At 73.5% G+C, this 17460-nt stretch carries 13 protein-coding genes; 5 read left to right on the forward strand and 8 right to left on the reverse strand.

The features are described from left to right. Window positions 1–131 precede the first annotated feature (131 nt). From KLI87_RS34225 to KLI87_RS34260, 8 genes are all read right to left on the reverse strand, one after another. On the reverse strand, window positions 132–2183 hold the full coding sequence (locus KLI87_RS34225) for a bifunctional aldolase/short-chain dehydrogenase (RefSeq protein ID WP_214620347.1): 2052 nt from the start codon (window positions 2181–2183) through the stop codon (window positions 132–134). Continuing rightward, a complete protein-coding gene (locus tag KLI87_RS34230; protein WP_214620348.1) occupies window positions 2180–5287 on the reverse strand; it encodes an alpha-L-rhamnosidase in 3108 nt (1035 codons plus the stop codon). The genes KLI87_RS34225 and KLI87_RS34230 overlap by 4 nt, the downstream gene beginning before the upstream one ends. Next, window positions 5287–6453 (reverse strand): L-rhamnose isomerase, encoded by a 1167-nt coding sequence (gene rhaI, locus KLI87_RS34235; protein WP_214620468.1) that lies wholly within the window; start codon window positions 6451–6453, stop codon window positions 5287–5289. Before rhaI ends, KLI87_RS34230 begins: the two co-directional genes overlap by 1 nt. Before the next feature lie 14 nt (window positions 6454–6467). Next, window positions 6468–6791, reverse strand: a complete 324-nt coding sequence (locus tag KLI87_RS34240) for an L-rhamnose mutarotase (RefSeq protein WP_214620349.1) — start codon at window positions 6789–6791, stop codon at window positions 6468–6470. A gap of 2 nt (window positions 6792–6793) precedes the next feature. Then, window positions 6794–7876 carry a rhamnose ABC transporter substrate-binding protein gene (rhaS, locus tag KLI87_RS34245; RefSeq protein WP_214620350.1) on the reverse strand — a complete coding sequence of 361 codons (1083 nt, stop codon included), beginning with the start codon at window positions 7874–7876 and terminating at the stop codon, window positions 6794–6796. A 63-nt stretch (window positions 7877–7939) separates the two neighbouring features. Next, window positions 7940–8935 carry an ABC transporter permease gene (locus tag KLI87_RS34250; protein WP_214620351.1) on the reverse strand — a complete coding sequence of 332 codons (996 nt, stop codon included), beginning with the start codon at window positions 8933–8935 and terminating at the stop codon, window positions 7940–7942. Beyond that, entirely contained in the window at window positions 8932–9999 is a 1068-nt protein-coding gene (locus tag KLI87_RS34255; protein ID WP_156220773.1) for an ABC transporter permease, read from the reverse strand. Before KLI87_RS34255 ends, KLI87_RS34250 begins: the two co-directional genes overlap by 4 nt. Beyond that, window positions 9999–11537 (reverse strand): sugar ABC transporter ATP-binding protein, encoded by a 1539-nt coding sequence (locus KLI87_RS34260; RefSeq protein ID WP_156220774.1) that lies wholly within the window; start codon window positions 11535–11537, stop codon window positions 9999–10001. Before KLI87_RS34260 ends, KLI87_RS34255 begins: the two co-directional genes overlap by 1 nt. A gap of 298 nt (window positions 11538–11835) precedes the next feature. Between KLI87_RS34260 and KLI87_RS34265 the strand changes: the two genes are divergently transcribed. From KLI87_RS34265 to KLI87_RS34285, 5 genes are read left to right on the forward strand one after another with little or no spacing between them, the layout of a single operon-like run. Next, a complete protein-coding gene (locus tag KLI87_RS34265) occupies window positions 11836–12915 on the forward strand; it encodes a LacI family DNA-binding transcriptional regulator (RefSeq protein ID WP_250904558.1) in 1080 nt (359 codons plus the stop codon). Then, the gene (locus KLI87_RS34270) at window positions 12912–13625 is read left to right on the forward strand and encodes a (Fe-S)-binding protein (protein ID WP_214620353.1); all 714 of its coding nucleotides are present in this window, start codon (window positions 12912–12914) and stop codon (window positions 13623–13625) included. The genes KLI87_RS34265 and KLI87_RS34270 overlap by 4 nt, the downstream gene beginning before the upstream one ends. Beyond that, window positions 13622–15058, forward strand: coding sequence for a LutB/LldF family L-lactate oxidation iron-sulfur protein (locus tag KLI87_RS34275; RefSeq protein ID WP_156220776.1), 1437 nt, complete (start codon window positions 13622–13624; stop codon window positions 15056–15058). The genes KLI87_RS34270 and KLI87_RS34275 overlap by 4 nt, the downstream gene beginning before the upstream one ends. After that, entirely contained in the window at window positions 15055–15675 is a 621-nt protein-coding gene (locus KLI87_RS34280) for a lactate utilization protein C (protein ID WP_214620354.1), read from the forward strand. Before KLI87_RS34275 ends, KLI87_RS34280 begins: the two co-directional genes overlap by 4 nt. Window positions 15676–15725: 50 nt before the next feature. Next, window positions 15726–17108 carry a rhamnulokinase family protein gene (locus tag KLI87_RS34285; protein ID WP_214620470.1) on the forward strand — a complete coding sequence of 461 codons (1383 nt, stop codon included), beginning with the start codon at window positions 15726–15728 and terminating at the stop codon, window positions 17106–17108. The last annotated feature ends 352 nt before the right edge of the window (window positions 17109–17460 follow it).

The following is a 17460-nucleotide window of genomic DNA, read 5'->3' on the forward strand; positions in this document are numbered from 1 at the left end:
TCGAGCCGGCCCTTCGGGGAAGGCCGGCGGCCCGGACGGGACGGTGCGGCCGCGGCGGTGTGGGCGCCGCGGCCGCGCGGTCCGGGCCGCCGGCCGGGCTCCCCGCGGCGACCGGTCTGCGGCGGGCGCGGTCAGCGCAGGAACGCGGCGGCGACGCCCGCGTCCACGGGGACGTGCAGGCCGGTCGTGTGGGTCAGGTCCCCGCCGGTGAGGGCGGCGACCGCGGCGGCGACGTGCTCGGGCAGCACCTCGCGTTTCAGCAGCGTCCGCTGGGCGTAGAACTCGCCGAGCCGCTCCTCCTCCACCCCGTACACGGCGGCGCGCTCGGCGCCCCAACCGCCCGCGAAGATCCCGGAGCCGCGGACGACGCCGTCGGGGTTGACGCCGTTGACACGGATCCCGTGCTCGCCCAGCTCGGCGGCCAGCAGCCGGACCTGGTGCGCCTGGTCGGCCTTGGCCGCGCCGTAGGCGATGTTGTTCGGCCCGGCGAACACCCCGTTCTTCGACGCGATGTAGACGACGTCGCCGCCCATCGCCTGCTCGACCATGACGCGGGCGGTCTCGCGGGAGACGAGGAACGAGCCGCGCGCCATGACGTCGTGCTGGAGGTCCCAGTCCCGCGCGCTGGTCTCCAGCAGCGGCCGGGAGATCGACAGCCCGGCGTTGTTGACGACGAGGTCGACGCCGCCGAACGCGAGGACGGCGGCCCGGACGGCGGCGGCGACCTCGTCCTCGGACGTCACGTCGGCGGCGGCGGGCACGGCCGCGTCGGTGGGCCGCAGGGCGGACCCGCCGATCTCCGCCGCGACCTTCTCCGCCGCCGCGGCGTCCCGGTCGGCGACGACGACGCAGGCGCCCTCGGCGGCCAGGCGGCGGGCGGTGGCCGCGCCGATCCCGGACCCGCCGCCGGTGACCAGCGCGATCCGCGCCGCCAGCGGCCTCGGCTCCGGCCTGCGGCGGAGCTTGGCCTCCTCCAGCTCCCAGTACTCGATGCGGAACTTCTCCGCCTCCGGGATCGGCGCGTACGACGACAGCGCCTCCGCGCCGCGCATCACGTTGATCGCGTTGACGTAGAACTCGCCCGCGACGCGCGCGGTCTGCTTGTCCGCGCCGAAGGAGAACATGCCGACGCCGGGGACGAGCACGATCGCCGGATCCGCGCCCCGCATCGGCGGCGAGTCGGCGGTGGCGTGCCGCGCGTAGTAGGCGGCGTAGTCCTTGCGATAGGCGGCGTGCAGTTCGCGGAGGCGCGCCTTGGCTTCGTCGAGCGGGGCGTCCGGCGGCAGGTCGAGCACCATCGGCGCGACCTTGGTGCGCAGGAAGTGGTCCGGGCAGGAGGTGCCGAGCGCGGCGAGCCGCGGGTGCTCGGCGCGGGCGACGAAGTCGAGCACGGTATCGGAGTCGGTGAAGTGCCCGACCTGCCGCCGGTCGGTGGACACCAGCCCGCGCAGCAGCGGGAACAGCGCCGCCGCCCTCGCCCGCCGCTCCCGCGCCGGGAGCGCCGGGTGGACCACCTCGCCGAACGGGTCGTCCCTGCCGTGCTCGGCGATGTACGCCTCGGCGGTGCGGATGATGTCGAGCGAGTTCGCCTCGCACTCCTCGCTCGTGGCGCCCCACGCGGTGACGCCGTGGCCGCCGAGGATGACGCCGATCGCCTCCGGGTTCGCCTCCTTGATCGCGGCGATGTCCAGGCCGAGCTGGAACCCGGGGCGCCGCCACGGCGCCCACGCCACCCGGCCGCCGAAGATCCGCCGGGTCAGCTCCGCCCCGTCCGCCGCCGTCGCGATCGCGATGCCGGAGTCGGGGTGCAGGTGGTCGACGTGCGCGGCGTCCACGAGGCCGTGCATGGCGGTGTCGATGGACGGCGCCGCCCCGCCCCTCCCGTGCAGGCAGTAGTCGAACGCGGCGACCATCTCGTCCTCGCGCTCGACGCCCGGGTAGACGTTCGCGAGCGCGCGCAGGCGGTCGAGCCGCAGGACGGCGAGCCCCTCCTCGGCCAGCGTGCCCAGGTCGCCGCCGGAGCCCTTCACCCACATCAGCTCGACCGGCGACGCGGTCACCGGATCCTCCACCACCGCCTTGGCGGACGCGTTCCCACCGGCGTAGTTGGTGTTGCGCGGGTCGGACCCGAGCGCGTGCGCGCGCTCGATCAGCTGCCCGACCTCGGGCGGACTGCCCGTCATCGGCCTCTCCTCACCTGGAATCGATGGATGCCCGGACCCGCCTCGAAGCGGCCGGGGCCGAGCCGCCGCGCGCCGTCCAGCGCGACGGCGCCGGCGGGCAGGCGCACCTCGGCCACGGCGCCGACCGGCACCTCGGCGCGGAACGCCAACCGCCCGTTCGAATGCCGCCAGCCCACGGCGGCGCGGCCGCGGACGGTGTCGATCGACGCCTCCGCGCGGGCCAGCCCGGCGGGCAGGCAGGGGCGCATCAGGATCCGCCGGAACCCGGGCGCGGCCGGCTCGATCCCCGCCAGGTACCGGTAGAACCACTCCTCGACCGTGCCGAGGAAGCCGTGGCCGCGCGAGCGCGAGCCGAGGTGCCACATCTCCCACAGCGACGTCGCGCCGTTGGCGAACCAGAACCCCCAGCTCGGCTCGGTGGTCTGCGTCGCCACCCGGTAGGCGAGGTCGGCGTGGCCGTGGTCGCACAGCACCGGCAGCAGGTACTTGGTGCCGAGCACGCCGGTGTCGAGGTGGCCGCCGCGCGTCTCGGCCACGTCCCGCACCAGGTTCGCCACCACCGCGGCGACGTGCTCGGCCGGCACGAGCCCGAACGCCAGCGCCAGCACGTTCGGCGTCTGCCGGTACTCGTCGTCGGCCCGGTACAGGCCGCGCCCGGAGTCCAGGTACGCGGCGTTGAACGCGCTGGACAGCTCGGCGGCCTTGCCGCGCAGGCGCCGCGCGTCGGCGTCCTTGCCCAGTTCGGCGGCGATCTCCGCGAGCTGGACGTGGGTCCGGTGCACGTACGCGGTGCCCATCAGCGCGTTCACGGCGGCGTTCTGCGCGGACGGCGCGGTGTAGTCGCCCCACTCGTCGGTGCTGAGGCCCCTGCCGTCCAGCCGACCCGCCTCGTAGGCGGCGTACCGGTCGAGCGAGTCGTAGTACTCGGCCAGCACCCAGGGCGCGTCGTAGTACCGGTGCAGGTTCCACACGGTCGCGACGTACTGGTTCGCCCAGGACGGCGACGGCCGGCGGAACCCCGGCCGCGGCTGCGGCGCCCACGAGGCGATGTCGCCGTCCTCGCCCTGCGTGTCGCGGATGTCGGCGAGCCATTTCGTGTAGAAGCGGCGCATGTCGTAGTTGGCGAAGGCGGAGTCCTCCATGAGGCCCGCGTCGCCCGTCCACGGCAGCTTCTCCTCCATGGAGCCGTCGGTCGGCACCGAGACGTGGTTGTTGAGGAGGGTGGAGCGCGCGGCCTCGTGGATCCGGTTCAGCAGGTCGTTCGCGCAGCTGAAGCGGCCCGCGCCGGCGACGGCGGTGTGCAGGCGCAGGGCGCGCAGCGCGTCGCGTCCCGGGGTGCCCGGGTAGCCGCGCACCTCGACGAACTGGAAGCCCTTGTAGCTGAACGACGGCTGCCAGACCTCCGTGCCCTTGCCGCTCAGCACGTAGGTGTCGGTCTGGTCGCGTCCGCCGGGGTGGACGGTGCCGTCCGCGTCGAGCCGTTCGCCGTGCCGCAGCCGCACCTCGGTGCCCGCCGGGCCGCGGACCTTCAGCCGGACGACGCCCGCGATGTTGGCGCCGAAGTCGTACACGTGCACGCCCGGCGCCGGATTGGTGATCTTCACCGGGCGGAGCGAGTCGGTGATCTTGATGGGCTCGATCGCCTGGGCCCGCACCTCGACGCCGGCGGTCCGGATCGGCTTCGCGGGCGTCCAGGCCGCGTCGTCGAAGCCCGGGGAGGACCAGCCGGGGACGGCCAGCCGGGCGTCGTAGTGCTCGGTGTCCGGGGTGACCGCGCCCGAGTACGACGGGCCGGGCGTGGTCTTCCAGGTGCCGTCGCCGACGATCGCCGCACCGTCCGCGACCAGCCGGAACAGGAGGCGCTGGCGGCCGTCCCAGCCCGTGCCCGGCTCCGGCGCCGGATCGCCGGGCCCCATCTTCCCGGTGCCCATCCCGGCGAACCAGCCGCGCCCGAGCGCGACCCCGACCGCGTTGCGCCCCTTGGCCAGGTGGTGCGTCACGTCGTGGACGACGTAGCCGACGCGGCGCGCGTAGTCGGTCCACGCCGGGTCGAGCACGTGGTCGCCGACACGCTCGCCGTTGATGAACAGCTCGTGGTAGCCGAGCCCGCAGATGTACGCGCGGGCCCGCGACGGGCGCGCCCGCAGCGTGAACTCCTTGCGCAGCAGCGGGTTGTACGGCCGGGGGAAGGCGACCGCGCCGGTGATCCGCAGCTCGCCGTCCGCGACCGCGCCCGCGCTCCACCGGTAGGGCGCGCCGCCGGTGAGGTCGTCGTCGAGCGGCGGGCCGCCGCCGGTGACGGTGATCCGCCGCAGCACGCCCGCCTCGCGCCCGTCGGTGCGCAGCCCGACGGTGCCGGACGCGAACGTGCCGTCGGACAGGGTGTCCACGAGCGCGCCGTCCACGTACGTGCGGATGGTGGCGCCGCGCGCGTCGATCGCGACCTTCAGCGGGGTGCCGATCACCTGGCCGACGGGGATCGGCACGCTCTTCAGGACCGTCCAGGCGCCGTTCACCAGCTTGTGCGGCCGCAGCAGCGACCCCTCCGAGAGCTGCCACATGTAGCCGTTGGACCCGCCGTCAGCGCGGAAGAACAGGCCGAACGCCAGCTCGGTGACGGTGAGGTCGGCCTCCAGGCGGAAGTCGTCCCAGACCGGGACGGTGGAACCCGGCCAGATCCAGCCGGTCCCCCAGTCGCCGACGCCCGTCTCCCACCAGCCGGGGTCGCCCCATCCCGACGTGCGGCCCGCCGCGTCCCAGGCGCGCACCTTCCACTCGTACCGGCGGCCCGGCTCCAGTTCCGGACCGCCGTACACGATGTTGCGCGTCTCGGCGGAGGCGACCCGGCCGCTGTCCCAGACGACGTCCCGCCCGGAGGAGACCACGACCTGGTAGGCGGTCTGCGCGTCACCCTGGCGCGGCGAGACCAGTCGCCAGCCGAGCCGGGGGGCGGGCTCGTCCATGCCGAGCGGGTTCGGGGCGTCCTGGACGTCGAGCGCGGTCACCCGCATCCCGCCGCCGGACCCCGCCCGCGCCGTGGCGGGGACGCCGAGCGCGACGCCGGTCGCGGCCGTGGCCCCGAGGAAGCCTCTTCGAGAGATCATCACGCGCCCCATCCCGCCGCCTGGCCGGCCGTCCGCTCGGCGCGGACCTTCTCGAAGTAGCCGGACGCCCTGTACGCCGCGACCGGGTCCGGGTGCAGGCCCATCTCCTCGCGCAGCTCCGCGAGCAGCGGGCGGACGTCGGTGTTGTAGGCGTCCATGAACACCGCGTTCGCGTCGAGGACGTCGCCGGCCTCCTGCGCGGCGCGGAGCGCGTCGCCGTCCACGAGCAGCGCCTTCGCCGTCGCCTCCTGGACGTTCATCACCGAGCGGATCTGGCCCTGGATCTTCGGCTCGATGTTGTGGCACTGGTCGAGCATGAACGCGACCCCCGTGTCCGGGTCGTAGCCGCCGCCCCGCACCACCTCGTACATGATCCGGAAGAGCTGGAACGGATCGGCCGCGCCCACCATCAGGTCGTCGTCGGCGTAGAAGCGGGAGTTGAAGTCGAACCCGCCGAGCCTCCCCTCGCGCAGCAGGAACGCGACGATGAACTCGATGTTCGTGCCCGGAGCGTGGTGCCCCGTGTCGACGACGACCTGCGCCTTCGGGCCGAGCTTCACGCAGTGCGCGTAGGACGCCCCCCAGTCCGGCAGGTCGGTCATGTAGAACGCGGGCTCGAACAGCTTGTACTCCAGCAGGAAGCGCTGGCCGTCGCCGAGCCGCTCGTAGACGGCGGCGAGCGCCTCGGCCATCCGGTCCTGGCGGGTCCGGACGTCGTCCTGGCCCGGGTAGTTCGTGCCGTCGGAGAACCACAGCTTCAGGTCGCGGGAACCGGTGGCGTCCATGATGTCGACGGCGTCCAGGAGGTGGCCGAGCGCCTTGCGGCGGACGGCCGGATCCGGGTTGGTGACGCTGCCGAGCCTGTAGTCGTCGTCCTGGAAGACGTTGGTGTTGACCGCGCCGATCCGCACCCCCCTCTCCTCGGCGTGCGCGGCGAGCGCCGCGTAGTCATCGACCCTGTCCCAGGGAATGTGGACGGCGACGGTCGGCGCGACGCCGGTGAACCGGTGCACCTGCGCGGCGTCGTCGATCTTCTCCCACGGGGTGCGCGGGACGCCCTCCTGCGCGAAGACCTTGAACCTGGTCCCCGAGTTCCCGTACGCCCACGAGGGGGTCTCGATCTGCTGGCGGCGCAGGGCGCCCTTCACCGCGCTGGTGTCAACCACGGGCACTTGACCTCTCAATCCAGGTGGAAGACCTCAGGAAGCGGCCGCATCCCCTGATCGGGACGGCCGTCGAGGTCCTCGTAGAACGGCGCCATCTCCGCCTGCCGGCGGGCGTTGACCTTCGTGCGGGCCATCGCCGCCCGGGCGGCCTCGAAGTCGTCGGTCTTCAGGTGGCCGACGAGGAGGCCGTCATCGCGTAGGAAGAGGGAGTGGTTGTGCCAGCCGGAGTCGCGCGGGGCGTCCCGCATGCCGGGCCAGACCGCCTGGTGACGCCGCTCGTACTCCTCCAGGCGGTCCTGCCTGACCTTCAGCAGGAAGCAGACGCGCTTCCCGTTCACTTCTAGAAGTGGTACTGGTCGATGTTCTTGGCGTCGAAGACGGTGGGCGGGCCGAGGATCACCTCACCGTTGGCGCCGATCGTGCGCTCGCCGAGCTTGCCCGCCTTGAACCTCTCGCCCTGCGCGCCGGTGATCTGCCCGGACGACAGCGCCGCCGCCGCGTACGAGGCGAGGTAGCCGAGGTTCTTCGGGTCCCACAGCTCGAACTGCTTGACGGTGCCGTCCTTGACGAACTTGCGCATCTGGTCCGGCGTGCCGAGGCCGGTCAGGGCGACCTTCCCCTTGTACTTGGAGGCGGAGATGTAGCGGGCCGCCGCCGCGATGCCGACCGTGGTCGGCGAGATGATGCCCTTGAGGTTCGGGTACGCCTGGAGCAGGCCCTGCGTCTGCTGGAACGACTTCTGGTCGTCGTCGTCCCCGTAGGCGACCTTGACGAGCTTCATCTTCGAGTACTCGGGCTTCGCCAGCTCGTCCTTCATGAACTTGATCCAGGTGTTCTGGTTCGTGGCGTTCGCCGTCGCCGACAGGATCGCGATCTCGCCCTCGTGCCCGAGCTGCTCGGCGAGGAGCTTGACCTCGCTGCGGCCGATCTCCTCCGAGCCGGCCTGGTTGATGAACAGGTCGCGGCACTGGGGGTTGGTATCGGAGTCGTAGGCGACGATCTTGATCTTCTTGGACCGCGCCTGCTTCAGCGGCCCGCACACCGCGTTCTCGTCGTTCGCCGCGATGAGGATCGCGTCGTGCCGCTGCTGGATCAGCGTGTTGATGTAGGAGACCTGCGAGGACGCCGACGCGTCGGACGGCCCGACCTCCTTGGCCTCGCCGCCGAACTCCTTCGCCGCCGCGATGCCGGCGTCGTCGACGATCGTCTCGTAGGGGTTGTTGACCTGCTTCGGCAGGAACGCCAGCTTGAGGCCCTTCTTCAGCGGCGCGTTCGGGTCGGCCGACGCCGTCCCGCCGGAGGTGCCCGCGTCGGACGCCGACGAGGAGTCCTTCGTGGTCCCGCCGCAGGCGGCCAGGCTCAGGGCCAGGACGCCGGCCGTGGCGACCGCGGCCAGCCGCGGGGCGCGCAGACGAATGGTCATCAGGGTGCCTCTCAGGGTTCTTTCTTCCGGGGGTGGGTCGCGGCGGGGGGCTCGGGCGCCGGGTCAGGGCAGGGCGGCGGCCGCGGTTCGCGCGCCCCGCCGTCTGCCCCGGGCCTCGCGCGCCACGGCGATCAGCCGCGGGGTGAGGACGCTGACGATGAGCAGGAGCCCGGTGACGATCGACTGGACCTCGGTGGAGACGTCGTTGAGCATCAGCAGGTTGCGGAGCAGGCCGATCAGCAGGACGGCGGCGATCACGCCGCCGAGCGTGCCCTTGCCGCCGTCGAAGTCGATGCCGCCGAGCAGCACCGCCGCGATGACGGTGAGTTCGAGTCCGAGGCCGTTGTCGGCGCGTGCGCTGCCGTAGCGGAGCGTGTAGACGACGCCCGCGAACCCCGCCACCAGCCCGGACACGACGAACAGGACCAGCTTGGCGCGCTTCACGCGGATGCCGGCGAAGTAGGCGGCGTCCTCCTGCGCGCCGATCGCGAACAGCGACCGTCCGGCGCCGGTGGCGTGCAGGACGGTCCCCGTCACGGCGGCGAGCACGGCGAACAGCGCGATCGGGTACGGGATCGGCGTGCCCGGGACGGACGACGTCGCGAGGTCGGTGTAGGCGGCCGGGAACTCGGAGATCGCGCCCGTCCCGAGCGTCACGTACGCGAGGCCCCGGTAGAGGGTCATCGTGCCGATCGTGACGGCGAGGGACGGCAGCCCGAGCCGCGTGACGAGCAGCCCGTTGACGAGGCCGCAGCCGACCCCGACGAGCAGCACCAGCGGGATGATCATCTCGATGGCGAGGCCCGCGTCCCACAGCTTGCCGGTGAGGGCGCTGCACAGGCCGAGGATCGAGGCGACCGACAGGTCCACCTGGCCGCAGACGACGAGCAGCGTCATCGGCAGCGCGATCAGCGCGATCTCGCTGAGGTCGTCCAGGGCGAACGACAGGTTGTCGCCGCCGGCGAAGTCGGGCGAGAACCCGGCGCCCCCCGCGAACACCGCGACCAGCAGGGCGGTGACGGCGCTCTCCCAGCGCAGCATGCCTCCGATGCGGCTCATGGCCGTCCCTCCCTGTGCGCGGTGGATTCCAGGGAGCGCTGCTTGAGCGCCCGGGTGACGCGCAGCGCCAGCAGCCGGTCGACGCTGATGGCGAGCAGCAGCAGGACGCCGGTGATCGCGTCCTGCCAGAACGAGTCGACCTTGAGCACGACCAGCACGCTGCCGATGGTGGTGAGCAGCAGCGCGCCGAGCGCCGCGCCGTACACGGTGCCGACGCCGCCGGTGATGGCGATGCCGCCGACGACGACCGCGCTGACGACCTTGAGCTCCCAGCCGTGCGCGGCGTCGGCGACGACGGTGCCGAACCGGGCGAGCCACAGCACCCCGGCGAGGCCCGCGAGCGCGCCGCTGACCAGGTACGCGGTGAGGACGCGGCGGCGGATCGGGACGCCCGCGAGCAGCGCCGCCTCCGGGCTGGACCCGATCGCGTAGAACTCGCGTCCGGACGAGTAGGACCTCAGGTAGTACCCGACCGCCAGCATCACCACGACGGTGATGACCGGCAGGTACGGGACGCCGAGCACGCCGTCGCTGCCGAGCTCCAGCACCGAGGGCGGCAGCTCCGCCGCGCCGATCTGGTCGCCGTGCGCGATGCGGTAGTCGAGCCCCTGGATCACGTACAGGGTGCCGAGGGTGACGACGAGGGCGGGCACCCGGCAGAAGCTGACGAGCAGCCCGTTCACCAGCCCGCACACCAGCCCGATCGCGACGCCGACCAGCAGCACGAGCACGATGTTCCGGTCGCCGCCGGAGGCGAACCTCCCGGCGCTGAACGCGACGAGCCCGACGACGGACCCGACCGACAGGTCGATGTTGCGGGTGACGACCACCATGCTCTGGCCGACGGCGAGCAGCACCAGGATCGAGGCGTTGAGGAAGATGTCCTTCACGCCCTGCCCAGAGAGGAAGCGCGGGTTCGCGATCGTCGTCCCGACGACGAGGACGGCGAGCGCACCGAGGATGCTCAGCTCCCGGGCGCGCAGCACCATCTCGACCAGCCGCCGCCCGCCGCCCGGCGGCCCGCCCGCTCCCGGCCGCGCCGGGGACTCCGCCAGTACGGTCATCACGCCGCCTTTCCATTGCCGGGACGGCCCGTCGCGGCGGCCATCACGGTCTCCTCGGTCGCGTCCGCGCGCGGGATCTCGGCGGTGAGGCGGCCCTCGTGCATGACGAGGACGCGGTCGGCCATGCCCAGCACCTCCGGCAGGTCGGACGAGATCATCAGCACCGCCAGGTCGTGGGCGGCCAGTTCGGACAGCAGCCGGTGCACCTCGGCCTTGGTGCCGACGTCGATGCCGCGGGTCGGCTCGTCCACGATCAGGACGGCGGGCTCGGTCGCGAGCCACTTGGCGAGGACGACCTTCTGCTGGTTGCCGCCGGACAGGACGCCGACGGCGTCGGTGAGGCGGGAGTACTTGAGCTGGAGCCGCAGGCCCCAGTCGGCGGCGCGGTCCCGCTCGACCCGGCGGGAGATCAGGCCGCCGCGCCCGCTCTCGCGGCGCAGCGCCTTGAGCTGGGTGAGCCCCATGTTGCGCTCGATGGACATGCCCATGACGAGGCCCTGCTGGCGCCGGTCCTCGGGGACGAGCGCGAGCCCCGCCGACATCGCGGCCGTGGGGCTGCCGGGCGGGAGGGCGCGGCCGTCGACCTCGACGGTCCCGGCGTCCCACCGGTCGACGCCGAAGAGCGCGCGGGCGACCTCGCTGCGGCCGGCGCCGACCAGCCCGGCCAGCGCGACGATCTCGCCGCGCCGGACGTCGAAGGACACGTCGGTGAACGCGCCCTCGCGGGTCAGCCTGCGGACCTTCAGCGCGGTCTCGCCGGGCGTCACGTCCTGCTTGGGGTAGAGGGCGTCGAGGTCGCGGCCGACCATCCGGCGGACGAGGTCGTCCGGGGTGAGGTCGGCGACGAGGTCGGTGCCGACGAAGCCGCCGTCGCGGAGCGTCGTGACCCGCTGGCACAGCTCGAAGATCTCCTCCAGCCGGTGCGAGATGAACAGCACCGCGCAGCCCTGCTCGCGCAGCGTGCGGGTCACCGCGAACAGCCGGGCGACCTCCTGGCCGGTGAGCGCGGCGGTGGGCTCGTCCATGATCAGCACCCGGGCGTCCCGGGAGATGGCCTTGGCGATCTCGACGACCTGCTGGTCGGCGATCGACAGCCCCCGGGCGGGCTGCCGCGGGTCGAGCGGGACGCCGAGCCGCTCGAACAGCCGCGCCGTCTCCGCGTGCATGGCGCGGCGGTCGATCCGGCCGAGACCGGCGCGGGGCTGGCGGCCCATGAAGATGTTCTCGGCGACCGACAGGTCCGGGAACAGCGTGGGCTCCTGGTAGATGACCGCGACCCCGGCGGCCCGCGCGTCGGCGGGGCCGCCGAACGTCACGGCGGCGCCGTCCGCGCGGACCTCGCCCGCGTCCGGCCGGTGCACGCCTGCGAACGTTTTTACGACCGTTGACTTGCCCGCGCCGTTCTCCCCGGCCAGGGCGTGCACCTCACCCGCGTGGAGCTCCAGCGTCACGTCCTGGAGGGCGCGCACGGCGCCGAACGATTTACTCACGTTGACCAGCGCCAATGTCGGCGGCGCCGATCGCGCGGGTGCTGTCATCAGGGCCCTCCTCGGGAGGCAGCTCCAGGACGCTGGGATGAAAAACGTTTTAACAGGATGTTGCGGAGGACGCTAGATGTGAGCCAGAGCACCCGTCAAGAGCCGATCTTCCGCCGGGGTCGCCCAAGATCGCCGGAAACCCCGGCGCAGTAAGGGCCTGTGAGTACTTCGAAATCGTTCGCGACCGGCACCGGCCACCCGCCTATCGGCCTCCAGCGCACGGTCGGCGGGGTTGACACGTTTTAATGCGATGACCCAAAGTGAGCCGATATCAGCGATCGGACCGGGGGCACACAGATTGAGCACAGACGGCACCGACCGTCCCGGCGCGGCGCGCGGGACGGTCGGGATCAAGCAGGTCGCGGCGCACGCCGGCGTCTCGCCCGGCACCGTGTCCAACGTGCTCAACCGGCCGGAGCGGGTCGCCGAGGCGACCCGGATCCGGGTCGAGGACGCGATCCGGGAGCTCGGGTTCGTCCGCAACGGGTCGGCGTCCACGCTGCGCGCCGGCCACAGCAGCACGATCGGGCTGATGGTCCTCGACCTCGCCAACCCGTTCTTCACCGACGTGGCCCGCGGCGTCGAGGACACCGCGAGCGAGCGCGGCTACGCGGTGATCCTGTCCTCGTCCGGCGAGTCGGACGAGCGGGAGCTGCGCAACCTGCGGGTGTTCGCCGAGCAGCGGGTCCGCGGCGTGCTGCTGACCCCGGTCGGCGACGACGGCGCGGCGGCCGGGCGGCTGCGCGAGCGGAACGTCCCGGTGGTGCTGCTCGACCATCCGACGCCGCGCGCGAACCAGTGCTCGGTCGCCGTCGACGACGTCGCGGGCGGCGAGCTCGCCACCGCGGAGCTGCTGGCCGCGGGCGCCCGCACGATCGCTTTCGTCACCGGGCCGACGGTGCTGCGGCAGTGCGCGGACCGGCGCAAGGGCGCGCTGCGGGCGCTGCGCGCCGCCGGGCTCGGCCGCGACGCGCTGCGCGAGATCCCGGTCGGGGCGATGAACGCGCGGGCCGGGCAGGAGGCGGCGCGGCGGATGCTGGAGGCCGGGGCGCCGCTGCCGGACGCGATCTTCTGCGCGAACGACCTGCTCGCGCTCGGCGTCCTGCGGGTGCTGCTCCAGGCCGGGATCCGGGTCCCGGCTGACATCGCGCTGATCGGGTACGACGACATCGAGTTCTCCGCGGCGGCCGCCGTCCCGCTGAGCTCGGTGCGGCAGCCCACCTACCAGCTCGGCCGGATCGCGACCGAACTCCTGCTGGAGGAGTGCGACGACCCGGTGGGGCATGCCCACCAGCAGGTGATGTTCCAGCCGGAGCTGGTCGTCCGCGAGTCGAGCCGGTCCGAGGGGGGAGACGGCATCGTGAGGTTGGCGCTGTGAGGGTCGCGTTGTTCCTGACCTGCGTGAACGACACCCTCTACCCGGGGACGGGGAGGGCGGTCGTGCGGCTGCTGCGGCGGCTCGGCCACGACGTGGAGTTCCCGTCCGGGCAGACGTGCTGCGGGCAGATGCACCTGAACACCGGCTACCGGCGGCAGGCCCTGCCCCTGGTGAAGGGGTTCGCGGAGACGTTCGGGCCCTACGACGCGATCGTGACGCCGTCCGCGTCGTGCGGGGCGATGGTCCGCGACTGGCATCCGCGGCTCGCGCCGCGCGCCGCCGGGGTCGCCTCCCGCGTGTACGAGCTGACGGAGTTCCTGGTGGACGTGCTGGGCGTCACCGACGTCGGCGCGTCGTTCCCGCACCGCGTCACCTACCACCCCACGTGCCACTCGCTGCGGATGCTGCGGGTCGGCGACCGTCCGCTGCGGCTGCTGCGCGAGGTGCGCGGCATCGACCTGGTCGAGCTGCCGGACGCGGCGGAGTGCTGCGGGTTCGGCGGGACGTTCGCGCTGAAGAACCCCGAGGTGTCGGCGGCGATGTGCGCGGACAAGGTCACCGCCGTCCGGGAGACGCGGGCCGGGGCGCTGTGCGCGGCCGACAACTCGTGCCTGATGCACATCGGCGGAGCGCTCACCCGCACACGCGCCGGGGTCCGGACGGTGCACCTGGCCGAGATCCTCGCGTCCACTGAGGAGGACCCGCTATGACGATGCCGACCTACGTCGGGATGCCGTCGTTTCCGGACGCGGCGCGGCGCGCGGTGGCCGACCCCCGGCTGCGCGCCAACCTGGCGCGCGCGACCACGACGATCCGGGGGCGGCGCGCGGACGCGGTCGCCGAGCTGGAGGACTGGCCCGCGCTCCGCGAGGCGGGCCGCCAGATCAAGGACCACGTGCTGGAGAACCTCGGCCACTACCTGCGGCTGCTGGAGGAGAAGGTCGCGGGCGCCGGTGGAACGGTGCACTGGGCGCGCGACGCCGCCGAGGCCAACCGCATCGTCGCGGACCTGGTGAAGGCGACCGGCGAGAGCGAGGTCGTCAAGGTCAAGTCGATGGCGACGCAGGAGATCGGGCTGAACGAGTTCCTCGCCGGGGAGGGGATCACCGCGCACGAGACCGACCTGGCGGAGCTGATCGTCCAACTCGGGGACGACCGCCCCTCGCACATCCTCGTCCCGGCGATCCACCGGAACAGGTCCGACATCCGCGACATCTTCCTGCGCGCGATGGACGACGCGCCCGAAGGGCTGACCGACTCCCCCGCCGCGCTCGCCGAGGCCGCGCGGCGGCACCTGCGGGCCAAGTTCCTGTCGGCGAAGGTCGCGGTGTCGGGGGTGAACTTCGCGGTCGCCGACACCGGGACGCTGGTCGTGCTGGAGTCGGAGGGCAACGGCCGGATGTGCCTCACGCTCCCCGAGACGCTGATCTCGGTGATGGGCGTGGAGAAGATCGTCCCGACCTGGCGCGACCTTGAGGTGTTCCTCCAACTGCTGCCGCGCTCGTCCACGGCCGAGCGGATGAACCCCTATACCTCGGCGTGGACGGGCGTCCACCCGGGCGACGGGCCCCGCGACTTCCATCTCGTGCTGCTGGACAACGGCAGGACCGCGACCCTGGCCGACGAGGTGGGCAGGCAGGCGCTGCGCTGCATCCGCTGCTCCGCGTGCCTGAACGTGTGCCCGGTCTACCAGCGCGCGGGCGGCCACGCCTACGGCTCGCCGTATCCGGGGCCGATCGGCGCGATCCTGTCCCCGCAGATCAGGGGCATCGGGTCGGACGTCGACGCCTCCCTCCCCTACGCCTCGTCGCTGTGCGGGGCGTGCTTCGACGCGTGCCCGGTCGCGATCGACATCCCCGAGGTGCTCGTCCACCTGCGGGCGCGGGCGGTGGAGAAGGGGCCGCGCCATCCCCTCGAAAGGGTCGCGATGGCGGCGGCCGGGTGGACGCTGCGCTCCCCCACCCGGCTCGCGCTCGCCCAGCGCGGGGCGTCGGCGTCCCGCAGGCTGGTCGGGCGCGGCGGCCGGATCCGGCGGCTGCCCGGCCCGCTGTCGGCGTGGACCGAGACGCGGGACGCGCCCGTGCCGCCGCCCGAGTCGTTCCGCGCCTGGTGGGCCCGGACCAACGGGGGCGAGGGAGAATGAGCGCACGTGAGGAGATCCTCCGCCGGATCGAGCGGGTGACGCCGACGCGTCCGGCCGCCGAGGTCGCCGCGTCCTACGGCCGGATCGACCGCGCGTACCGACGGCGGCACCACGACGGCGACGTCCTCGACCTGTTCGCGGAGCGGGTCGCCGACTACCGCGCGACCGTGCGGCGCGTCGCGCCGTCCGGCGTGGCGGGGGCGGTCGCGGAGTGCCTCGCCGCCCGGCCCGGATCGTACGGGGTGCCCTCCGACCTGCCGCCGGAGTGGGTGGCCGGGGCGGGCGCCCCGCTCGTCCGCGACCCCTCGGTCGCCGCGCTGGACGGCCTCGCGGGCGCGGTCACCGGCTGCGCGGCCGCGATCGCCGAGACGGGCACGATCATCCTGGACCACGGCCCCGCGCAGGGGCCGCGCGCCCTGTCGCTCGTGCCCGACCACCACCTGATCATCGTGCGGGCGGAGCAGATCGCCCCCGACGTGCCGGACGCCCTGGAGCGGCTCGACCCGCTCCGGCCGCTGACGTTCGTGTCCGGGCCGTCCGCGACCAGCGACATCGAACTGTCCCGGGTGGAGGGCGTGCACGGCCCGCGCACGCTCGACGTGCTGGTCGTCGCGTGAGCGAGGCGACCTTCGCGGCCGTGGACCTCGGCGCGTCCAGCGGGCGGGTGATGGCGGCGCGCGTCGGGCCCCGCACCCTGGAGCTGGACGAGCTCCGCCGCTTCCCCAACCGCCCTGTGCGGGTGAACGGCACCCTGCACTGGGACGTCCTCGGCCTGTACGGGAACATCCTGGACGGCCTGCGCTCCGCCCCCTCCGGCCTGGCCTCGGTCGGCGTCGACTCGTGGGCCGTCGACTACGGGCTGCTGGACGGGAGCGGCGCGCTGCTCGGCAACCCCGTCCACTACCGCGACCCGCGCACCGACGGCGTGATGGAGCGGATCCGCGCCGAGGTGGGCGACGACCTCCTCTACCAGGCGTCGGGCCTCCAGTTCCTCCCGTTCAACACGATCTACCAGCTCGCGGCGGACGACCTGTCGCGGGCGCGCACCCTGCTCCTCATCCCCGACCTCCTCGCGTACTGGCTCACCGGGGAGACCGGCGCCGAGCGGACGAACGCGTCCACGACGGGGCTCCTCGACGTCCGCACCGGTGCCTGGTCGAACGACCTGCTCTCCCGCCTCGGCCTCCCCGCCGGGATCCTGCCGCCGCTGCGCGACCCGGGTTCGCCGATCGGCGTCCTCCGCCCGGACGTCGCCGCCGAGACCGGCCACCCCGGCCTCCCGGTCGTCGCCGTCGGGTCGCACGACACGGCGTCCGCGGTCGCCGCCGTCCCCGCCACGACCGACCGGTTCGCCTACATCTCCTGCGGAACGTGGTCGCTGGTCGGCGTCGAACTGGACGCGCCCGTCCTCACCGAGGAGAGCCGCAAGGCCAACTTCACCAACGAGGGCGGTGTCGACGGGACGGTCCGCTACCTGCGCAACGTGATGGGCCTGTGGCTCCTCCAGGAATGCCTGCGCGCGTGGGGCGACCCCGACCTCCCCGCGCTGCTCGCCGAGGCCGCGCACGTCCCCGGCCTGCGCTCGCTGATCGACGCGGGCGACCCCGAGTTCCTGCCGCCGGGCGGGATGCCCGCCCGCATCGCCGCGCACTGCCGCCGCCGCGGCCTCCCCGTCCCGGAGGGGCGCGCGGCGACCGTCCGATGCGTCCTGGACAGCCTCGCCCTCGCGCACCGCGCCGCCATCCGGCAGGCGGCGGCGCTGTCCGGACGGGACGTCGAGGTCGTCCACCTGGTGGGCGGCGGCAGCCGCAACGACCTGCTCTGCCGGCTCACCGCCGACGCGAGCGGCCTCCCCGTCGTGGCCGGGCCGGTCGAGGCGACCGCGCTCGGCAACGTGCTGGCCCAGGCCCGCGCGCACGGCGCGGCGGGCGGGCTCGCGGAGTCACGGGCGCTGGTCGCCGGGACGCAGCCGCTGCGCCGCTTCGCCCCGTCCGGCGACACGGACCGCTGGGACGAGGCCGCCGCCCTCCTCGCCTCCCCGGCACGGTGAAATGACCTTTTGGTCAGCTGACGGAAGGGACCGGCGGCAAAGGCGAAAGCCCCGCAGGTCAATGGGTTGGGACAAAGGGGTCGTGCGACCCGCGACGCAGGGACGCGTCCCGGCAATACTCCGCTCGTCGGACGACGAGGCGCACCGGAGGAGATCGGGCGCGTCCTAAGACGCCGCCGAGGACGGCCATGGCTTCCTCGCCTCGGTCGGTGAGCCGGGCGCGGCCAGGACCCGGCCGACTCGTGTCGCGGACCGCGCTGTCGTTCGCGCCGTGGTCGACGCACACACCCCCCGCGGTGGGGTGCGTCGTGCTGGATTACCCGCCGGGTAATGGATCTTCAACTGACCGTTC

The sequence above is a fragment of the Actinomadura sp. NEAU-AAG7 genome, from assembly GCF_018603865.1.
GTDB classification, from domain to species: Bacteria; Actinomycetota; Actinomycetes; order Streptosporangiales; family Streptosporangiaceae; genus Spirillospora; species Spirillospora litoris.

What these genes read in the sequence shown, in the direction of transcription:
- KLI87_RS34225 (WP_214620347.1), bottom strand. Translation starts at nt 2,183, where the DNA reads ATGACGGGCAGTCCGCCCGAGGTCGGGCAGCTGATCGAGCGCGCGCAC.
- KLI87_RS34230 (WP_214620348.1), bottom strand. Translation starts at nt 5,287, where the DNA reads ATGATCTCTCGAAGAGGCTTCCTCGGGGCCACGGCCGCGACCGGCGTC.
- rhaS (WP_214620350.1), bottom strand. Translation starts at nt 7,876, where the DNA reads ATGACCATTCGTCTGCGCGCCCCGCGGCTGGCCGCGGTCGCCACGGCC.
- KLI87_RS34250 (WP_214620351.1), bottom strand. Translation starts at nt 8,935, where the DNA reads ATGAGCCGCATCGGAGGCATGCTGCGCTGGGAGAGCGCCGTCACCGCC.
- KLI87_RS34255 (WP_156220773.1), bottom strand. Translation starts at nt 9,999, where the DNA reads ATGACCGTACTGGCGGAGTCCCCGGCGCGGCCGGGAGCGGGCGGGCCG.
- KLI87_RS34260 (WP_156220774.1), bottom strand. Translation starts at nt 11,537, where the DNA reads ATGACAGCACCCGCGCGATCGGCGCCGCCGACATTGGCGCTGGTCAAC.
- KLI87_RS34275 (WP_156220776.1), top strand. Translation starts at nt 13,622, where the DNA reads ATGACGATGCCGACCTACGTCGGGATGCCGTCGTTTCCGGACGCGGCG.
- KLI87_RS34280 (WP_214620354.1), top strand. Translation starts at nt 15,055, where the DNA reads ATGAGCGCACGTGAGGAGATCCTCCGCCGGATCGAGCGGGTGACGCCG.
- KLI87_RS34285 (WP_214620470.1), top strand. Translation starts at nt 15,726, where the DNA reads ATGGCGGCGCGCGTCGGGCCCCGCACCCTGGAGCTGGACGAGCTCCGC.